This window comes from Stieleria sp. JC731, from assembly GCF_020966635.1.
In the GTDB taxonomy this organism is placed as follows: domain Bacteria; phylum Planctomycetota; class Planctomycetia; order Pirellulales; family Pirellulaceae; genus Stieleria.
Genome location: NZ_JAJKFQ010000005.1, coordinates 1,001,436 through 1,021,019, shown reverse-complemented (window position 1 = coordinate 1,021,019; position 19,584 = coordinate 1,001,436). Strand labels below are relative to the sequence as shown.

Genomic DNA, 19,584 nt, shown 5'->3' with positions numbered 1-19,584 from the left:
AGCCGATCACCACATTCTTTCCTGACTGGCCGTGAATCTTTTCGTGGCCACCATGGTCAAGCCCAGACGAATCAACCGAATCCAAATTCCTAATGTCGCACCAATCCGATCTGATCGCCACCGATATCAACGCTTACCTAAAGCAGCACGAAAACAAACAGCTGTTACGGTTTATCACGTGCGGCAGTGTTGATGACGGCAAGTCAACGCTGATCGGGCGTTTGCTCTACGACAGCAAGATGATTTATGAAGATCATCTGGCACAGATCGAAGCGGACTCCAAAATCGTCGGTACCACTGGCGGCAAGTTTGATCCCGCCCTGCTAACGGATGGTTTAAAAGCCGAACGCGAACAAGGCATCACGATCGATGTTGCGTATCGCTATTTCAGCACCGCCAAGCGAAAATTCATTATCGCCGACACGCCCGGCCACGAACAATACACACGGAACATGGCGACGGGCGGTTCGACAGCCGACCTCGCGATCCTAATGATCGACGCGCGGCACGGAGTCCTGACGCAAACAAAACGCCACTCGTTCATCGTTTCCCTGCTTGGCATTCGGCACATCGTCGTTGCCGTCAATAAGATGGACTTGATCGATTACGACGAATCGAAATTTGAAGCGATCTGTGATGAGTACCGTTCATTCGCGACTCGGCTGGACCTGCCCGATTTGCACTTTATTCCGATCAGTGCACTTGATGGTGACAACGTTGTTGAACGCAGTGAAAACATGCCGTGGTACACCGGCGCGACACTGATGAATTTCTTGGAAACGGTTTACATCGGTAGCGATCGGAATTTGCAAGACTTCCGCATGCCCGTTCAATTTGTGAACCGTCCACACCTCGATTTCCGTGGCTTCTGCGGCACCATTTCGTCTGGAATTATCCGCAAAGGCGACGAAATCATGGTGTTGCCTAGCAAGCAGACATCCAAGATCAAATCGATCGTCACCTATGACGGCGACTTGGACGAGGCATTCGCTCCGCTGTCCATCACGCTGACACTGGAGGACGAGATTGATGCCTCGCGCGGCGACATGATTGTCCGCCCAGGCAATGTGCCTAAGTCGCGTGATTCCATCGAAGCGATGTTGGTCTGGATGAGCGACGAAGCGATGGTCCCCGGAAAGACCTATCTTTTCAAGCACACCACGCAGACCGTGCCAGGGACAATCGACACGCTGAACTATCGCGTTGATGTCAACACATTGCACCGCAGCCCCGCACCAGAACTCGCACTCAATGAAATCGGACGTGTCGGCATTAGCCTATCCGCACCGGTTCATTTCGACGCCTATCGACGCAACCGGTCCACCGGTGCCTTTATCGTGATCGACCGGATCACCAACGCGACCGTCGCGGCGGGCATGATCTTGGACAAATCCGGTGACGGAAAATCCAAGTCGGTCTGGGATGACGAAGACTCGACGGCGAGCGGCGATGATGTGGCAATTTCGGTAGTCACCGACGAAGAACGCTCGGCTCGATTTGGCCAAAAGCCAGCGACCGTCTTGCTAACCGGATTGACCGGCTCGGGTAAATCGTCCGTCGGCCAAGCGGTCGAGCGAAAGCTGTTCGATTCAGGACGAGCGGTCTCGATCATCGATGGTGAGCATGTCCGCAAAGGCCTGTCGCGAGACTTGGGATTCAGTGCTGAAGACCGCAGTGAAAACTTGCGTCGAAGTGCTTACCTAGCTCACACGCTAAACGATGCCGGTTTGATCTGCATCGGCTGCTTTGTCGCGCCAAGCGAAGCGGTGCGGCAACGTGTTGGGAAAGTGATCGGCGAAGATCAGTTCTTCGTCGTCCATGTCGCGACTCCGCTAGAAGTTTGCCGAGAACGCGACACCAAAGGACAATATGCCAAAGCGGACGCCGGAGACCTGTTAAACTTCCCTGGCGTCACGGCGGACTACGAGACGCCAGAATCTCCGGACCTTGTCGTCGATACATCGAAAGACTCGATCGACGAGTGTGCCAATCAGATCATTGAACTCCTCCGAGAAAAATCGATCATCAAATGACAACTTCATCACGACTGATTTCGGCCTTCGCGTTTCTCGCCCTGTTAAGTGTCTTTAAAGGGACTCGCGAAGCGGCAGCCCAAGCCAAGCCGAACATCGTCGTGATGCTCTGCGATGACATTCGCTTCGATGCACTGTCATGCGCCGGTCACCCTCATTTAAAGACGCCCAACATCGATAAGTTGGCGTCCGAGGGGATCTACTTCGAAAACATGTTCTGCACCACCAGCCTTTGTTCGCCCAGCCGAGCAACAATCCTCAGTGGTCTCTATGCACATGCTCACGGTGTGACCAACAATTTCACCGAGTACCCTCGCGATCTAGACAGCTTTCCACTGCGTCTGCAAAAAGCCGGTTACAAAACGGCATACATCGGCAAGTGGCACATGGGGGAAAAGAACGATGAACCGCGTCCGGGTTTCGATCACTTCGTCACACACAAAGGACAAGGTCAATATTTTGACACCGCGTTCAATGTCAACGGGGCTGGTGCCAAAGTCGTCGAGGGCTACTACACGACGGTCGTCACAGACATGTCCTTGGACTGGATGAAGAAACAGTCCGACGACGAACCTTTCATGCTGATGATCGGACAGAAAGCTCCACATAGCTTTTACTACCCGGAGCCGAAATACGAACACGCTTTCGATCACGTGGAAGTGAACTATCCACACTCGTCATTCAAACTAGACGACAAGCCAAAGTGGATCACACAGCGTCTGATGACCTGGCACGGAATCTATGGCCCATTGTTTGATTGGCGAAAAGACTTTCCCAATGACAAGGCAGAAGCGGTTACAGACTTTGCCGCAATGGTCCGTGCATACTGGGGAACGATCCTGTCAGTTGATGATAGTGTCGGTCGTTTGGTCGATTACTTAGACCGGAACGGAAAGTTGGAAAACACCATGTTTGTGTTCTTGGGCGACAATGGGCTTCTGGAAGGCGAGCACGGGATGGTCGATAAGCGAACGGCGCACGAGGCCAGTATTCGCGTTCCAATGATCATTCGGTACCCGAAATGGACCAAAAGCCCGGTTCGCATTTCAAAGCAAGTCCTCACCGCAGACGTCGCTCCGACGATCCTGGATGCTGCTGGAGCAAACCCGCTGGAAAACATTCACGGGGCATCGATCAAACCCCTTGTTTCAGGAGATGACTCCAACTGGCGTACCGAATGGCTGTACTACTACAACTATGAAAAACAATTCCCGTACACACCTAACGTACGCTCTGTGCGAGGTGACCGATACAAGTACATCCGGTATCCGCACGGTGACAGTTCTTCCGATAAACACATGGCTGAGTTGTACGACATGCAAGCAGATCCGAAGGAAACGACAAACTTGATTCACCTTCCCAAGTTCGCCGCGATCGTCCAAGAAATGGAAGGCCGTTTGGCCCGATCGATGGAATCGGTCGGACTGAGCCAGGCGAACGACAAGATGCCAATCGATCAGGGAATCGGAACTGAACTCCCCGATGAATCGATTCGCTAGGGCGTGCGTGATCGAAGTGCCTCTCACACTGACAACGAAGTGCGGAAAGATTGACCGCTAGTTCGACGCGATCTTTCTCGCTGTGGAAACGGCTTCAGGTTGCTCTTTCTTATGCAACGTGTAGACCAACCAATCGTCTTCCTCTTTGCACGGCAAACTGAAGTCCGTCGCCGCCTTCAGAGTGAAGTTTAGCAGGCGTGGGTAGGACGCCGCGAAAGACAGCAACGCACCTTTTTGTTCGTTCCTTTCCACCCAATCACGACTCAATAGAATCTCTGTCATCGCGTCCGGAGCTGGGTCTGGCAATTCCGCGATCATTTGCAATCCACGCGATTCCGCATTTTGATCTGGTCCGGGCTCGTTTACGTGGATGACCAAATAGCCGTCATCACTGGTGAACTGAAAAGTAGGCCGTTCCTCGTTCCATGGCTGCTTTTCCAAACTTGTCTTCATCTGTGCCCAACGCTCGTTGGCTGTAGCGAGTTCTTTTTGAACCCTTCGTTCCATCTCTTTGATCAATTCGGATTTCGCATTGGCGATACAGATTTGCTCCACTTGATGTTCCGTTTCTGCCATACGGCGTTTCGCGACGGAATGGACGATACGCCCTCGGATCCCAGGTAACGTACTCGTGATACGCCTGTTTGAATCGACGGGTACGACGGATCCATTCGGTTCACCACTGCTAAAACCAGATTCTTCATCAAACGTGGCTTCCATCGCCAAGTCGAATTTCATCTTGCTACGTGAATGAATTCTGGCTGGACCTTTCTGACCATGAGTGTTCGCGATGAAATGTCCAGTGAAGTGAATTTTCAATCTCGCGTTTTCGTCGCTGGGAACAAACCGAATCAAAGTTTTGGCGTTGACGTCTGCCGTACCAAGATTCCTCACACCCAGGATGCAGCAATCCACGTCCGACTGTGTTTCCAACTCGGAGTTCGAATTGAAGATGTCTTCCGACACACGGAGAACAATTGGGGTCTGATGGGCACCACTTTTGGTTTCAGCAACCTGGGCCGAACTGGTCGGCGGCTCTGCAGCGGCAACGAATCCTACTGGGGCACACGCCAATACGATGCCCAATACTTTGGACCGAAGCGAAGCCTCTGGTTTGGTCGAACGAGGGGTCGGGTGTAGAAGAGCTGGGACGAGAAGGCTAGACATAGGAGCGGACCTGCAATCTGGGAACGCCTAAGGCACAAATTCAATTTTGTGGCCTGTCGTCTGGCATGGCTCCTTTCCGACCAAAACGCTCGACCAACGATTGAATCCGGGAATGCACCCGAAATCCAGACGAACCATTTGGAACGGTAGGATCCCACGGCGAATAGAACTGGTTTATTTTCAATCGAACTGAAATGCAAAAGCCGGTGACTTTTGCGACCAATCCCTGATGCAAACATCGTGCCCAATCTAAATTCGCCGGCAAAAACGGATACCGGTGTTCCATGAGTGCACGCAAATTCTAGCGAGCTCCGCCGTGCTGACCGCTTGGATTGCACAGCACATCTCAGCGAACCAACGCCCGGGCGTCACAGGGACTGTGACAGGTACTATTTACCAATGTACCCAGCACGTTCTGCCGTGCTGACCGCTTGATCGCACAGCGCTTCTCAGCGAACCAACGCCTGGACGTCACAGGGACTGTGACGGGTACTATCACCAATGTACCCAGCACGCTCCGCCGTGCTGACCGCTTGATCGCACAGCGCTTCTCAGCGAACCAACGCCTGGACGTCACAGGGACTGTGACGGGTACTATCACCAATGTACCCAGCACGTTCCGCCGTGCTGACCGCTTGATCGCACAGCGCTTCTCAGCGAACCAACGCCTGGACGTCACAGGGACTGTGACGGGTACTATCAACCAAAGTACCCGGCACGCTCCGTCGTGCCGACGGTCCCTAAATCCCCAGCGTCACAGGGACTGTGACGGGTACTATTTACCAATGTCCCCAGGACGGCGGAGTGTGCTGGATACGATCATGATGGCGATTTATGGCTTGGCGATGTCTTCGAACTTTTGATTGTGCGACCAGTTGCTCAGTGACTTCAGCAATAACATCGCACCGATACCCAACAAAGCTAATCCGAGCAGTAACGAACAGGTGATGATTGCATGATTGCTGATCTGGGTCTCCCCCACCGTGACTCCCGTGACAAAGGTGTTGGTGGGGATGAACTGCAATTCTTGATTGAGCATCACGACACCGGGAATGGAAACGAACAGCCCCATCGCGATAGACATCATCGAAAAGATTGCGGGCCGCATAACCGACTTACAAAGCCGATTCGAGGAATCGCTTCTCGCCGGCGTATAAGGATTAATTTCAGCACTCTTCACTATTGATCGTTGCCACCGAGCTGATGAATCGTGTTCTGAATGGTCCCTAGAAACTGGGTGCCGTTTTCGTCTTCCAACTTGTAAGAAATGTTCATGCACCAGGTTGGTTTGATCTCGGGAATGACCAACGTTACCGCATGGCCATCATCAGAAACTTTCGCACTGGCAATTGGCAGAACCTGCTCATTGTATAGGTCGCTTCCATAGTTCTTTGTACGCTTCAAATCCCAGGTCTCGACCAAGTAATTCGATGGATCAGCCGCGATCTTTGAACTAATCCTATCGCTAAAGCGAATCGTTACGCCGGCATGATGTGCATGTAACTTGACAGGAAGGTTTGCCGGAACACCTGTGTATCGGATTCGATACAGTCCACCAGCACTTTGATCTTGATCGCTACCCCATGCCTGCATTCCGCACGCATACATCTGTCCGTCCGTCGGATGGAACCTCGCTCTCATGACACCAGTCGGAAATCTCGGCAAAGGCAGTCGGCACATGCCCCCTTGCCATTGGCCATCAATTTCCTCGTGCGGGACGATGAAGACCTTTCCATATCCGTAAGACAGATTTAATAACGAACCGTTTAGCGGCCCCCATTGATCGCTTTGCACCCACAGCAATTCTGATGGTGAACGGTCAAAGGCCTTGTTGGGCCAACAAAGCGGTTGCTCCATCGCTTCGTCGCTCGAATCATCTGGTGCCCCATAGGAATACATATTGCCATAGAACCCACCTGGGACCACGCGGTTGATCCGATTCATTGGATTCCAATGTCCTTCCTGATCTGTCACGAAGAACGATCCGTCGGGGTTCAGACAAACGCCATTCGCGGCCCGAAACCCGTTCGCAATGATCGACGTTTCCGATCCGTCAGCGTTGACCTTCAAAAGCGTCCCGTGCTGTGGGACCAGCGAATCACGCGCGTGCCGGGCACTCTTGGCATAGTAAAGATTTCCCTGTTCATCCGCCTGCAGACCCATCGCAAATTCATGGAAATGATCAGTGACTTGATGGTCGTTGTTGAAACACTGGTAAAAGTCTGCTTCACCGTCCTCATTCAAATCATTGAGGACAACGATCTGATCGCGACAAGTAACAAAGATACGTTGATCAACAATTTTGATCCCCAGAGGATGGAAAAGCCCCGACGCAATTCGGGTCCATGTCAATTCGCCGTCGGAACGACTGAGTCCACTGACTTTCCAAACATCTCCGTCACAACAGCACGCTACCAGAGAATCATTGTCCGAATAAAAATCTAATCCCGACATCCGCAATCGGCTTTTCCAAGGGTTGTTCGCCGGACGCGTGAGTGTGTCGACAGCGAACGGACCAGATTGGTCACCATCTGACTGCCGGGTCAATAAATCTGACCACTGCTTGGGACCACCTTTCGTCAACTCTTTTAGATCTTCGGTCGCAGCGGTGAATTCATCGAAGTCTATGTCGGAATCTTTACTAGCTAGGCGAACGGAAAAGTTAATCGGCGTCTGTTCCGCGGCGATTGAAATCGTCCAGTAGCCACCTTGCTCGGATACTTCCAATCCCGCGTTCACTGCGGCGCTAGCACTCTCAGTTGGTGCCAAACGCATCTGCAGGTCGTTCTCCGATTTCCCCAGGTTGATTGTCCGCACCCAAACGGTCGCATCACGTTGATTTTCAATGGCATAACCTTCGAGGACATCCGCATCACCAACCGAATAAGAAACAACAACGCGATCTCCGTGTTTGTAGAGACCTTTGTACCGAGCCCAGTCACGAGGAAGCGGTCCATAGGCACGTCCATCCTTTCCCAACAGTCGCGGATCATCAAACGATCCTGTCCGGGGATGAGCCCACCCCGGCCCAGGCAGCGAACCGAAATGCAATTTCCCTTTCGTCCGAGGCGTCATGTTGTGATTGCCGTTGAACAAAACGCCTCGCCAATCGATGAAATCGTTACCTGACCAAGCCCCAGCGACACGCATGGTGTCGTGGTCAAAGGCGAGCCAGTGATCTCCCTTGGAAATTCCACCGGGTCCGTCATCCAACCGTAATGCGATTCCTTTGTAGGCAAAATTCACATCCTCAGGCCAAACCTCCGACGGTGGTCGGTCCTCATCTCGTGCCTGCATTCGTTCCTGCTGGGTGATCCCCAGACGTGGAGGCGCATCCTCAGAAACGATCTCATAGGTACTGATCAGAAATGGGCCGTAGTCCATTTCTTTCCAGGGTTCATTTCGCACCGCAACGGGTCCGCGCAACTTCCCTTTCGGTAGAGCATCCAGATAGGATTTGGTGATCGCAACGAATTGTTCCGGATTGTTTGGTTTGATGTACGCTTCACGGATATAGTGAATGACGTCGTACTTCTGTTTGGGAACCAACTGATGCTGCGGAAGCATCATTTTGAACCCATGTGTCAATGTCTTGTACATTGCCAATGGGTCGCTGCCGTTTTTGAATTTCCCACTGGCAAACCGCAACGCGTTGGGTAACGATCCGACAAGTTCCTTGGTGCCATGGCAATTGATACACAACGACTCGTAGATTCGCTTGCCATTTTCAAACGAGCGGTCATTGAATGATCGAATCAATCCGGCATGATCCAGATCGCTTTCATAGGCAGGCAGTGGCGGTGGTGCGATCGATGCGAGATCAGGAATCAACAAGGAGGCGTTTTCTGGGCCGGCTTTCCCTAGTTCAAAAACAAACGCCACCAAATCAAAGAACTCGGATTCACTGTCTAGCTGATTGACCAAGCCTACCGGCATAACAGAGTCGGCAGGTTTGCGTACTTCAACCGAATCCAATTCAATGGTCTTAACGCTGTCATCACCAGGCACCGACAAGACAAGCGATTCGTCATCTTCTTCGCGGACCATCCCCGTCACGATCTGCCCATCGTCAAGCAGAAACTTTTCGGCAACGTAGGGTTTCAAAACGGATTGATTGGGTCGCAGAATCGATTCAACCACATGCAGGTAATTCGCACGATCCTTCAGTTCAGAGAGGTTCGGGCCCAGCAGATGATTCCCCTTACTGGCACCGTGGCATTGAATGCAGCCGAGACTTTGGGAATGAAAAATCAACGCACCGCGTTTTGGATCGCCCAACACCCGTGCTCGCCGAGCTAGCTCTGCAGTCGGTTGCCGCGCAAGATCGTCGTGCAAACGCGACTGAGCAGGAAGCCTCGACACGCAAACAGAAACAGCTACCAAAGCAAGCCAAAGACGAACCATCGGAAGGATCCAATCGATGAGGTGGGCATAAATTGTCGGCGGGGATTTCTCTGTCCTCGATGCGCGATTACCGACAATTCAAATGATGGCCTTCAACCACATCTGCAACTTGTGCGAAAACGCGCCAGCTTGGGACCACACCGCGTACACAAACCGGCGGTAGTCGTTGAGCCAACAGAGCAATGACATCCACTATACGCGAGATCGTTGCACTTCACACGGATTGAACCGCCTCTTGTCTCAGGATGGTGGGGAATCGAATCTGTTCGGCAGGGTAATTCGACTGTGCTAATTCGACTGGACTACACGCTGGAAAACAACACAGCCCCCCGCTGGTCCACACACCCTATCCAGAGCACCGTGTAACATGTTGCCACAACCCTTCCCATTCTCTGGTGATGCGAATCATGCCCTTCCATTCGATCCGTCGTTTCCCGGTGTTGGTAATAACGCACATCATGTGCTTGCTGTTCGGACATGCTTTCTGCGTTTACGCCGAATCGCCCAACATCGTTTTAATTCTGAGCGATGATCAGGGATGGGCTGATATTGGATACAACAATCCTGACGTCTACAGTCCCAATCTGGACCAATTGGCGAGCACGGGGATTGTTTTCACACAGCACTATGTGATGCCTCAATGCACGCCGACAAGAGTCGCATTGCTAACGGGTCGCTATCCCAGTCGCTTTGGCGGGGCGGCATTGCAAGCCAGCAATGCCCAAGCGTTTCCTAAAGGCACACCGACGCTCGCATCGATCCTGAAGGCGAGTGGCTATGAAACATTCTTAGCCGGAAAATGGCATCTAGGTTCGATGCCTTCTCATGGCCCCAACGAGTTCGGATTCGATAGCAGCTACGGTTCTTTGGCTGGAGCCGTAGGAATGTATGACCACCGATATCGTAAAGGCGACTTCGAATACAACTGGCATCGCGATCAGGAATTGATCAACGGTTCTGAGAATGGCGTGCACGCAACCGAACTGGTTACTGCTGAAGCAATCCGAGTGATCCGACAAGAGCGTTCCAAACCGTTTTTCTTATACTTGCCGTTCCATTCGGTTCATACGCCACTTGATGAACGTGGTCGATTTGTTGACCAACCGACAGCTTTGGATCCAGCGAATCCGAATCGTTGGTTAAACGAAGAGGACATCCCTTGGTTCAATGACCCTGCTGGCAAGATTCAAAATGAAAAGGATCCCGAGAAGCGATTGCTACTCGCTGCGGTCCATCACTTGGACGACTGCATCGGCCGCATCATCAAAACTCTCGATGAGACCGACCAGCGGCAGAACACCTTGATTCTGTTTTCTTCCGATAATGGTCCACAAGGGAATTGGCCAGGGAATGCCTATCCAGATGACTTGAAATTGACAGACTTCAATCAACCGCTTCCATTCCGCGGCAAAAAGCTGGACGTGTGGGAAGGCGGCATCCATGTGCCGGGGCTGATGAACTGGCCAGGGAAAATCAAGCCACGTCAGGAAACAACGCCAACACACATTGTCGATTGGCTTCCAACACTAGCGGCGATTGGCAAGTCAAATTCAGCAGGCAGCCTCAACACCGACGATTTACAACTTGACGGGATCGACTTGTCCAAGTTGATCTTTGACAACGAGGCATCGCCCAAACGGGTTCTGTACTGGACTTGGAACAGCCGTATAAACCGCTGGGCGCTGCGGTACGACCATTGGAAACTTGTCAAATACGGGCGTGGGGAACCGACATCGAAAAGTGACTGGGAATTGTTCGACCTCCACCGTGATCCCAAAGAAAGCAACGATGTCTCCGATCAATATTCTGACATCGTCGATGATCTACACCGACGCTTTCTCGCTCAGCGAAGCCACGACAAGAAATAGTTAATCGGGAATTGCATACATGAACGCAGAAGCCCAACAGCGAACGAAGTGGTCTTACGTCGTTGTTTTCATCGCGGTTGTACTAATCTTTCTGCTGTGGATATGCTTCGCCGCCGGGCGTGTCCTCACCGGCCAAGCACCTTGGGGGCCAAGAATTGGTGGGATATTGCCCAATGGCACCGAAGTATATTTTCAAGCTCGACCAGCGGGTTTCGAAACGGACGACCGACTGACCGTGATCGCTCCAAATCAGGCACCAGTGCACTACTGGGTTGACCAAGTGCACGGGGGTTTCGAACACGTGACCCTGAAATACAACAACACGGGAAACCAACTTTGGGTTGAGTGCGATGGAACGGTTGGTTCTTCCATTGATCTAATGACCAATGATTTCCGCGCCGAGTCCGACACACAGCACAATTGGGCAGCTTACGGGACCGGAACAACGCTGGACTCGGGAAATACAAGCACGATCTTGTCAATTCTCAGACCGTGGTAGCCTGAAAACTCGCCGGACATGCGAGAAATCGTATCGCCATCGCGTGCATCGCGATATCGAGATGACCAGGCCACAGTTTCAGTCGGTGTGATCAGTCACGTTTTCCAGGAACGTCATCGTCCTCAATGGTGATTTCAGGGACATTGCCAGGCCCGACCAACTCGCTTTCTGGAAGCGACGCGATAATCATCGCTTGCTCGAGTGGATCCAATCCGAGTGAAAGCTGCAGCTCGCTTAGCGCCAGAAACCAGTCTTGCTGAGCCTCGACCAATTTGATTTCCGTCTCGTTCGCTTTGGTTTCAAGAAGATTCAAATAGATCAAGTCGATGTAGCCTTGTTCGAATCCGATGCGATATCGGGTTAGGGTATCCAAGGCAGACCGAAACGCAGTTTCGCGTTGCTCGACAACTTGTGCTGATAGATTCAGCCGATTGTTGGCGATCGCAATTTCGGTTGCGATCTTGTCTCGAACCAATCGAATCTTTTCATTCAATTGCCGCATCTTCGCAGACGTCGACTGAATCTTACCGCGAGCCTTCCGCCGCTGGATTGGAACCTCGCTTTGGATCCCGATCACCAGCTCAAAATCGCCCTTGTCGTCTTTGCTGGATGCGGGCGGGCCAACGTCCTGGCTTGCCTGCGAAACGAAATCCAAAGTTGGCAGCATGTCATTGCAAGCGAGCCGACGATCCCAGTGCACTTGCTGCAGCTGAAAGTTCAAAATCTGAGGCTCGGGCCGCCGTGAGAATGCCGACACCAGTTCGTTTTGCAGATTCACTTGCAAGTCCGACTGGATGCTCGGGAATTGATGTGGCAACCATTCGTCTTCAGGAACCAGTGGATTGCCCGTGCTGTCACGTAGATAGAGACTTAGCTTGATCGATGATGACCGATATTTTTGCTCGGCCTTGAGGACTTCTGCTTTCCGTTCGGCGATCAGTTGTTCGTTGAAAATTAAGTCAACACGTTTAAACTTTCCAGCCTCGACACCCGCAGTGATTTGCTTGGATCGGACTTCAGCAAGTGCAAGCAGTTCTTGTTGAGCTTCCAGCACTGCACCCGATGTCACCCATCCCCAATAAGCAATCGTCGCATCTCGCGATGAAGCCAAGATCTGTTGTAAAAGCTGTGGTCCGGCCGCGGCGCGAGCCAATGAGGCTTGGAACACGGCCACACGCTCGGCATCAAGTGCCCGTCCACGCAGCAAGGGCTGAATCCAAGTCAGCTTGCCTTCGCCAGCTTCATGCGTGGCCCGCTCGCCGTACCATGGTTGAAACTCACCACGTCCGATCCGATACCCGGCCGACAGATAGCCCCCCCACCATAACTGGCGAGCAAGACCAAGACTGTTTCGATAGTTCTCGTAAAAGCCGGTCGGTTCGGATAGTGATTCCGCCTGAAACTTCGTGTCATAGGCTCCGTATGCTGAAACACGTTCACCGGAGGCGATCACGTTTATTTCACGAGCCTGTTCGATCTCGGGATAAGATCGGTACAAACTTGCCACAACATCGGCCAGCGTCAGGCCTGACGGCTGTTCCCGTGCTTCGGCGGCCTGCGAATCATCGTCCTGAGACACTTCCTGCACGAACAACGCTGTCGGTTCAACGGTTCGGATCGCTTCGTCTGCATGCAGTGAATCTGATTCGACCATCTGCAAAAACGCAGCAAATGTTTGCCGATCACTTGTCGGCATCGCAGTCTCAGTCAATTCTTGCTGCGATTGGTTCGACCATGGATCGTCCGCGAAACTATCGGACTGAAGATGGCTAACGCCCACAAGCGAAACGTAGGCGGCCAATAACAACCGTTTCGCTAAGGTTTGGGAAGTTTGACCTTGCCGCCCTTCGCTTCTTTGGGAGCTTCGTCGGAAACAACCGGCGGGAATCCGTTCAATTGACGCCATATCTCATAACCCAGAGGAACTCGACGCAGCAAAACCCATCCTGTTGCGCGTACACCTTGACGAAGATATCGGCTATCCGGCCAGCCGTTCTCCCGTTCGAAGTGATTGTCAGGGACAACGATTACGCGGAAGTTTCCTTTGCCATCATCAGTTGGGAAAACTCGGTTGACTTTGCCGCCGAAGCTACCGACAGCGACCGAAGGCCAACCGACAAACTGAACTGCTGGCCAGCCTTCGAATTGCATCCGAACGCGATCCCCTTCTTTAATAAGTGGCATGTCGTTGCCGTTCACACTTAGCTCGACAGCCAATTGATCTGCGACCGGAACGATGACGAACAGCCGTTCGCCCTCCTTGATGGTGTCGCTACCCGCCCGACCGTACCACTGTTGTATGTATCCAGATCGTGGCGCGCGAATTTCCAAACGATCCAATTCCGAACGTTTGTTGCGGAGGTCCAAGATCTCTTTTTCGATGGTGTTCAACTTGCTGATCGCATCAAAAACTTTGTTCGCCGCTTCTTGGTTTTTGATGGAAATCTCTTGTTTCTTCGCTTCGATCTCTTCTTCTTTGGAAGCCAAAGTCGCGTAGACTTCCTGCACTTTGTTTTCCGATTGCAGAACCTTGGCACGCTGTGCCTCGACAGCGCGACGCTTGGTGATTAGTTCTTCTTGTGAGATCAGTCCCTGTGGGAAGACACGCTCGGCAACCTGTAATTGGTTCTCTTTGTTGCTGAGTTCAGCCTGTACCGCGGAGACTTCATTCTTGGACTGTTCCCACTTCTGCTTGGCAGCTTCCAATTCACGTTCCAGAGAATTCTTCAGGCTTTGCCCACTCGAATTTTGCAACGTTTCGTTCTGTCGGGCGACATCCAAACTGGCTTTCAGCGCAGCCTCTTTGGATTCAAGAGCGATAATCTGACTGTCAAGCTGCGATACCCCGTCGGCAGCGAATGGGGTCATCCGAAGCAGCAATTCACCTTGTTCGACATAGCTTCCTTCGCGAAGACCAGGCTTCACGTAGCTAATCACCCCCTTGGCTTGACTTAGCATCGACTGCGGCCGTTGCTGTGGATCGAGCGCAACGACGACACCGGTTCCGCGAGCCGTTTGTCGCCAAGGGACGAAGATCATTGCGGCGATCGAGAAAACCAATACCCAAATCGTTAGCCGCCCGGCGATACGAACATAGCGGCCTGTCCTGACCATCTGCAAAGCCGGAAAGTCATCTGCAGAAAGTCGGGTGGCGATGATGGACAAGTGATTTTTGGAATCGTTAGCGTTGGACATTTGACTTTGGTCGAGCTTGGCTTTGGCGATTCAATCGAGTTCGCTACGAACGACAGTTTTTATGAATTCGGTTTTCAATTTCCAGCAGGCCATCGGCAGACACAAAAACGACAGAGACAACTCAGTCCTGTTCTGACGCCTTTTCACTGCCACACATAAGTGCTGCATTGGATTGACACTAATGGATCGAAATCTTGCTCTGGCAACGGTCCACGATTTCGCGCAGGTCGGTCGCAATCACAATCGTTACCGGCGGTCCCGATTGAGTCAGGTAGTCGAAGATGTTTGTTCGATCGTCTGGACTGAGATGATCAAATACGCGATCGAACAGCAGCACCTGTGGCTTCGAAACGATCGCACGAGCGATAACCAGCTTCAGCACCTGAACTTCGTCCAACGGAGCACCGTTGGTTTGCAAACGGGTATCAATCCCATCGGGAAGCCCCAGCACAACCTGCTGCAAACCGACGATTTGAAGCACATCACGAATCATACCGGCAGAAAGTCCGTCCCGTCCGAGCCCGACGTTTTCGCCAATCGTGCCATGAAAAACTTCTGACGGTCCGGCGAAACCCACCAAGACTCCAGGCTTTGCCAACGCAACCTCGAATGCATCGAATCGATCAACCTGGACGCCACCAGACTTTGGCCGTGACAATCCGGCGATCGCTTTCAGCAATTCCGTTTTCCCGTAGGTGTTCTGTCCGGTCAAAGCAACCATTCGCCCCGCTTCGATTGTTGTCGCGGGAATCTTTGATGTTGATGTTTTTGACTCAAACACGATGTCCGACCAACTGACCGAAAGTGGTCCGTAGGGAACATCACCGATTTCGCCGCGTTCGTCGTAGGTCAGATCAATCATGTAGCCGACTTTATCAATGCCGGCCATCAAATCGTAGAACTTTTCGAGCGACTTGCCGGCCTTTGCGAATGCACCGACAACCGTGGTGACCACCAGTTCGCTCGCGATTAATTGTCCAAGTGTCAACTGACCCTGGATGACCAACCAACCGCCCAGCCCAAGGAGTGCGGTAGATGCAAAGACCTGTAGTCCGACCGCGAAAATGACCTGCCTGATCACGACACCGAACTGACGTTTGCGAGCTTTGATGTACTCACTGGTCAATTGATTGGCTCTTAAAACCGCTAGCGATTCACCACCACCGATTTTGAAAGCCCCGGGCATCGAAATCACATCTTGTAGCCAGTGCGCGACCGAATACTTCGTCTTGGATTCTTCGATTGCCGTACGAATCCCGCCACGTCCGAGAACCCAAGTCAGAATGACCATGGTGATCACCAGGATGACGTCGAACCCCAATAAGAACGGGTGGTAAAACGCGAGTAATACGAGGCCCAAGATGGTTGTCAAAACGATGGTGATCCCATCGAGCAACAACACCGCGCTCGCCTTTTGGATCGTCATGATGTCAAACACGCGATTGGCGAGTTCCCGAGGGAAAACGCCTTCCAGTTGGGCTCGCCCGGCGCGCGGGAAGCGGTGCGCAAGGTCACCGACAATCCGAACGAACTGACGACGTTGAATGAGCTCGACCACCCAGGTTTGCAAGATTTTTAAAACGCCAGCAATCCCCAAGCAAACCAGTAACATCCCCGACAAAATCAGCAGAGGCTGAAAGTAAATTCCCCAGCTGACAACGTTGACCAAACTTTCGATCACCAGTGGCGTCGCCAAGCCAAGGATTCCTGCCACTCCGGCAAACAGCACAACGAGGCCAATGTCGTGGCGATCCAATTTCAGCAAAGCAATGAAGCGCTGAAGCGGTGCCGGATGATGTCGATGAGCAGCGACATTCGGATTGTTTAACGACAGCGTTTCGCACTCCATCTCTTTCTTGGCGACCATCATTTTGAAATTCCCCGCCTGCCGCAGCATTTGTTCAAGCTGTGACTGCGTGACTTCCTGGTGGACCTGTTTCGAGTCGATTCGAATCACATCCAGCTTTTTTCCTGACAGATGCTGGGTGACCAACCAGCTGCCGTCGCTTAATTGAAATGCGATGGCATAGCCCTGTCGCACCGCCGCAAATGTTTCGGAACCGGAAACGTATTCGGTCAGACGGAGCACGATTCCTGCGTCCATCGCGACTTCGATTGTCTGCTGCCGAGCCTCAGCCAACGTCTTGGGCTCTTCAACAACTCGGCGCACCGGATGTTTGTCGATTCGCAAATCCAACGCCAAAGCGATCGCTTCCACGGTCTTCTCGATGGGGCGACCACTGAGTGGTTTGGCGGATTCGTTGTCGTTCTGTTGTGAGTCCATGCTCAGAAGGTGTTTTTATTGGATTGCCCCTCCTGACACGGGGGGCTTAGACGCGTGATCGGTCATCGGATGCATTGAACAGTTCACTCAGGAATCCCCCCTGAATATCACCGTTTGTTACTGTGTATCGATCAGGTGATTCGTCGGGGAACAGTGAGATTGTCAACTGTACGGATTTGCCGCCAAATTTGACAACTTGCAAAACCACGGATTAGGACGCGAAACCGTCAATCGGCGTTGATGGTTTCGCTTTGATGAAATTTTCTTCCCGTGATCCACCAAATCGCGGGCACCCACACCAGGGCCCCCGCCGATCCGCCGAGTGCGAAAGATGCCAGTTGCATCCCGAAGATCGAAGCCACCAGGGCGGATGTCCCCAATGCGGTCATGGCAGGCGGAATCATCCCGATCCCCAGCAGCAGCATAAAAAACAACACCCGCGTGCCCTGAAAGATGTCGGGTGTCCCCTGCGGAATCGGACGCAGACCGGTCAACGTGGCGATCAAGTTCGTCAGCGAAGACAGCACAATCGCGAACGCAAACCCCGGTACCAGCATACTGGCGGACTGCAGTAGCGAATTTGAACTGATGATGATCGTTGGCAACTGGATCGCAAACTGGATACAAAAAAAGATCGCGCCTTGACCGGCGAGGGCTCCGACCGCGATCGCCAACGGGTCGATTGGTACCAGCTTGTACCAAGTTAAAACCTTTGATGGCCTCGCCAATCCGATCGCGTTGCCAACCGAAATCAATCCCGCAACGTAGCACGCCGTTCCGAATCCGATAAATGGACTGTAGGTGCGAAAGTTGGGATTTAGCGTCTCCGGATGTACATTGACAATGAATATCCCCGTGATGCTGGCAACCAAACTTAACAGCATTAGCCCGATCAGCAGTTTGCCGGTCCGGCGCATCATCGTCGTCAACTCTGTCCAAGCGATCGGTCCGGCTCCATGCATAAACGGGAGCGTCGGAATCGGCGATTGGTATTGTTTGGAATCGTTTCGGCTTGCTCCGTGGAAGTTTCCGCTACGAATTCGTTCGATCCTCTTCTGACGACGCGCCACCCCTGCGACCGCAAGCTCGGCGAAGCCAACACTATTGATGTAGCAGCTGATCGTGACCAGCGACAACAAACCGAAGCTTACCGATGCCCAAAGCAACAGCGAACTATCAAGCGGCGAAAGTGCCGCGAAAGCGAATGGACGAAATAGAAAACCAAACACCGTCCCCGTGTATGAGTGACCGATGCAATCAGCGAGTGCCGGAAAGTTCAGCTCGTCAGAATACTGAAGGATGTTGTAAGCGGACTCGGCGGCAACAGCGGCGCTGGCACCTAGCAATAAAATTCGAATCGACCGAACCGCAAACGTCGAAAGCCTTGGCAACAGCAGCGTGTAGTGGAACGCGATCAAAAAGATAAAAAAGATCGATAGAAAAACTCCAATCGTCGCTGCGATCCAGCTTTGAAAATGAGGCTTTAGCCCCAGCGAACACATCAGGCAAACCGGCGCCAACCCCATCCCGATCGTCCACAAACGGTACGTGAGTATTTGGTGGGAAGTGAACGGCCCTGCCAACACAAACTGCAACTCCGGCGGTCGCAGATCCAACATCGACTTTCCGCTATCGGTGAGAACCGCGATGACAGCGGCAGAGAAAAGTGCGACGGGCCCCACGCTCCATCCGTATGTCGCCAAACCTTCGAACTTCAGATCGGTAGGCTTGTTAAGCAAGATCAGGGATGGCCCAAATGCAAACCCAAGGAACCCTAAGATGACCACCGCGAACACGGCGCCGGCTGGGGTTTTAATCCGCTTGTACAAATGGCGCAAACCAGCTTTGGTCAGCATCCATGTAAGGCGAACGAGAGCCGGATGAATCATGAAACGCTTTCACCTGACTCTGGAAGGCTGGTCAGATTGAAAAACACATCTTCCAACGACCTTCTTTCGCCGCCGTACTTTTGACGTGCTTCATCAAGGTTTCCGCTGTAGAGAATCTCACCACGGCGGATCAGCACGAGGTGATCTGAAAGGTCATCAACAAGAGAAAGCAGGTGCGAACTGACAAGTACCGTGGCGCCACGCTGGGATTGCTCACTGATCGTTTCCTTTAAACGCCGAATGCTTGGCGGATCCAGTCCCGTCATGGGTTCGTCCAACAACAGCACCTGAGGTCGCCGAAGATACGCACAGGCGATTGCAACTTTCTGACGCATTCCACGCGACAATTCAGATGCCAATGTCTTGCGTTTGTCCTGTAATTCAAACAGCGTTAACCACTGATCGGCATCGTCCTGCCAAGTGGAAAGCTGATAGGACGAGGCGACAAACTGCAGATGTTCCCAAACCGTCAGTGAGTCAAATAACGGGGGATCATCGGGGACGTAGGCGATCTGTCGCTTGACGTCCATCGATTGCGTTTCTAAATCGAAACCGGCAATCTTGATCGTCCCAGAAGTCGGACGAAGGATGCCACACATCGTCCGAATCGTCGTCGTTTTTCCAGCGCCGTTTGGCCCCACCAGTGCTGCAACACTTCCTGCGGGAACAGAAAACGATGCGCCGCCGACCGCGGTGAAATCGCCATAGCTTTTTACAAAATCGGAGACTTCGATCACCGGGGCAGC

12 protein-coding genes are annotated in these 19,584 nt (G+C 52.5%); 4 read left to right on the top strand and 8 right to left on the bottom strand.

The genetic code is table 11. The annotated features are described in order from the left end of the window. The first annotated feature begins 92 nt into the window (after positions 1-92). Positions 93-2,033 carry a sulfate adenylyltransferase subunit CysN gene (gene cysN, locus LOC67_RS14755; protein ID WP_230263374.1) on the top strand — a complete coding sequence of 647 codons (1,941 nt, stop codon included), beginning with the start codon at positions 93-95 and terminating at the stop codon, positions 2,031-2,033. Then, positions 2,030-3,532 (top strand): sulfatase, encoded by a 1,503-nt coding sequence (locus LOC67_RS14750; RefSeq protein WP_230263373.1) that lies wholly within the window; start codon positions 2,030-2,032, stop codon positions 3,530-3,532. Before cysN ends, LOC67_RS14750 begins: the two co-directional genes overlap by 4 nt. Before the next feature lie 57 nt (positions 3,533-3,589). On the opposite strand, the gene LOC67_RS14745 is transcribed toward LOC67_RS14750, so the two are convergent. The 3 genes from LOC67_RS14745 to LOC67_RS14735 form a co-directional block, all read right to left on the bottom strand. Continuing rightward, positions 3,590-4,699, bottom strand: coding sequence for a hypothetical protein (locus LOC67_RS14745; protein ID WP_230263372.1), 1,110 nt, complete (start codon positions 4,697-4,699; stop codon positions 3,590-3,592). An 832-nt stretch (positions 4,700-5,531) separates the two neighbouring features. Then, positions 5,532-5,786, bottom strand: coding sequence for a hypothetical protein (locus LOC67_RS14740; protein ID WP_230263371.1), 255 nt, complete (start codon positions 5,784-5,786; stop codon positions 5,532-5,534). 92 nt (positions 5,787-5,878) lie between these two features. Further along, complete coding sequence (locus tag LOC67_RS14735; protein ID WP_230263370.1) at positions 5,879-9,103, bottom strand: DUF6797 domain-containing protein; 3,225 nt, start codon at positions 9,101-9,103, stop codon at positions 5,879-5,881. A gap of 407 nt (positions 9,104-9,510) precedes the next feature. Between LOC67_RS14735 and LOC67_RS14730 the strand changes: the two genes are divergently transcribed. Both LOC67_RS14730 and LOC67_RS14725 read left to right on the top strand, forming a co-directional pair. Then, positions 9,511-10,971 carry a sulfatase gene (locus LOC67_RS14730; protein ID WP_230263369.1) on the top strand — a complete coding sequence of 487 codons (1,461 nt, stop codon included), beginning with the start codon at positions 9,511-9,513 and terminating at the stop codon, positions 10,969-10,971. 19 nt (positions 10,972-10,990) lie between these two features. After that, the gene (locus tag LOC67_RS14725; protein WP_230263368.1) at positions 10,991-11,470 is read left to right on the top strand and encodes a hypothetical protein; all 480 of its coding nucleotides are present in this window, start codon (positions 10,991-10,993) and stop codon (positions 11,468-11,470) included. 91 nt (positions 11,471-11,561) lie between these two features. Here the strand turns inward: LOC67_RS14725 and LOC67_RS14720 are convergent, their stop codons facing one another. The 5 genes from LOC67_RS14720 to LOC67_RS14700 all read right to left on the bottom strand — a co-directional run bounded on the left by LOC67_RS14720 (position 11,562) and on the right by LOC67_RS14700 (position 19,575). Then, positions 11,562-13,271, bottom strand: coding sequence for a TolC family protein (locus tag LOC67_RS14720; protein ID WP_230263367.1), 1,710 nt, complete (start codon positions 13,269-13,271; stop codon positions 11,562-11,564). A 14-nt stretch (positions 13,272-13,285) separates the two neighbouring features. Then, entirely contained in the window at positions 13,286-14,665 is a 1,380-nt protein-coding gene (locus LOC67_RS14715) for an HlyD family secretion protein (protein WP_230263366.1), read from the bottom strand. 178 nt (positions 14,666-14,843) lie between these two features. Next, complete coding sequence (locus tag LOC67_RS14710) at positions 14,844-16,949, bottom strand: ABC transporter ATP-binding protein (RefSeq protein ID WP_230263365.1); 2,106 nt, start codon at positions 16,947-16,949, stop codon at positions 14,844-14,846. A gap of 227 nt (positions 16,950-17,176) precedes the next feature. After that, positions 17,177-18,838 (bottom strand): putative ABC exporter domain-containing protein, encoded by a 1,662-nt coding sequence (locus LOC67_RS14705; RefSeq protein ID WP_230263364.1) that lies wholly within the window; start codon positions 18,836-18,838, stop codon positions 17,177-17,179. Then, complete coding sequence (locus LOC67_RS14700; protein ID WP_230263363.1) at positions 18,835-19,575, bottom strand: ABC transporter ATP-binding protein; 741 nt, start codon at positions 19,573-19,575, stop codon at positions 18,835-18,837. Before LOC67_RS14700 ends, LOC67_RS14705 begins: the two co-directional genes overlap by 4 nt. Positions 19,576-19,584 lie beyond the last annotated feature (9 nt).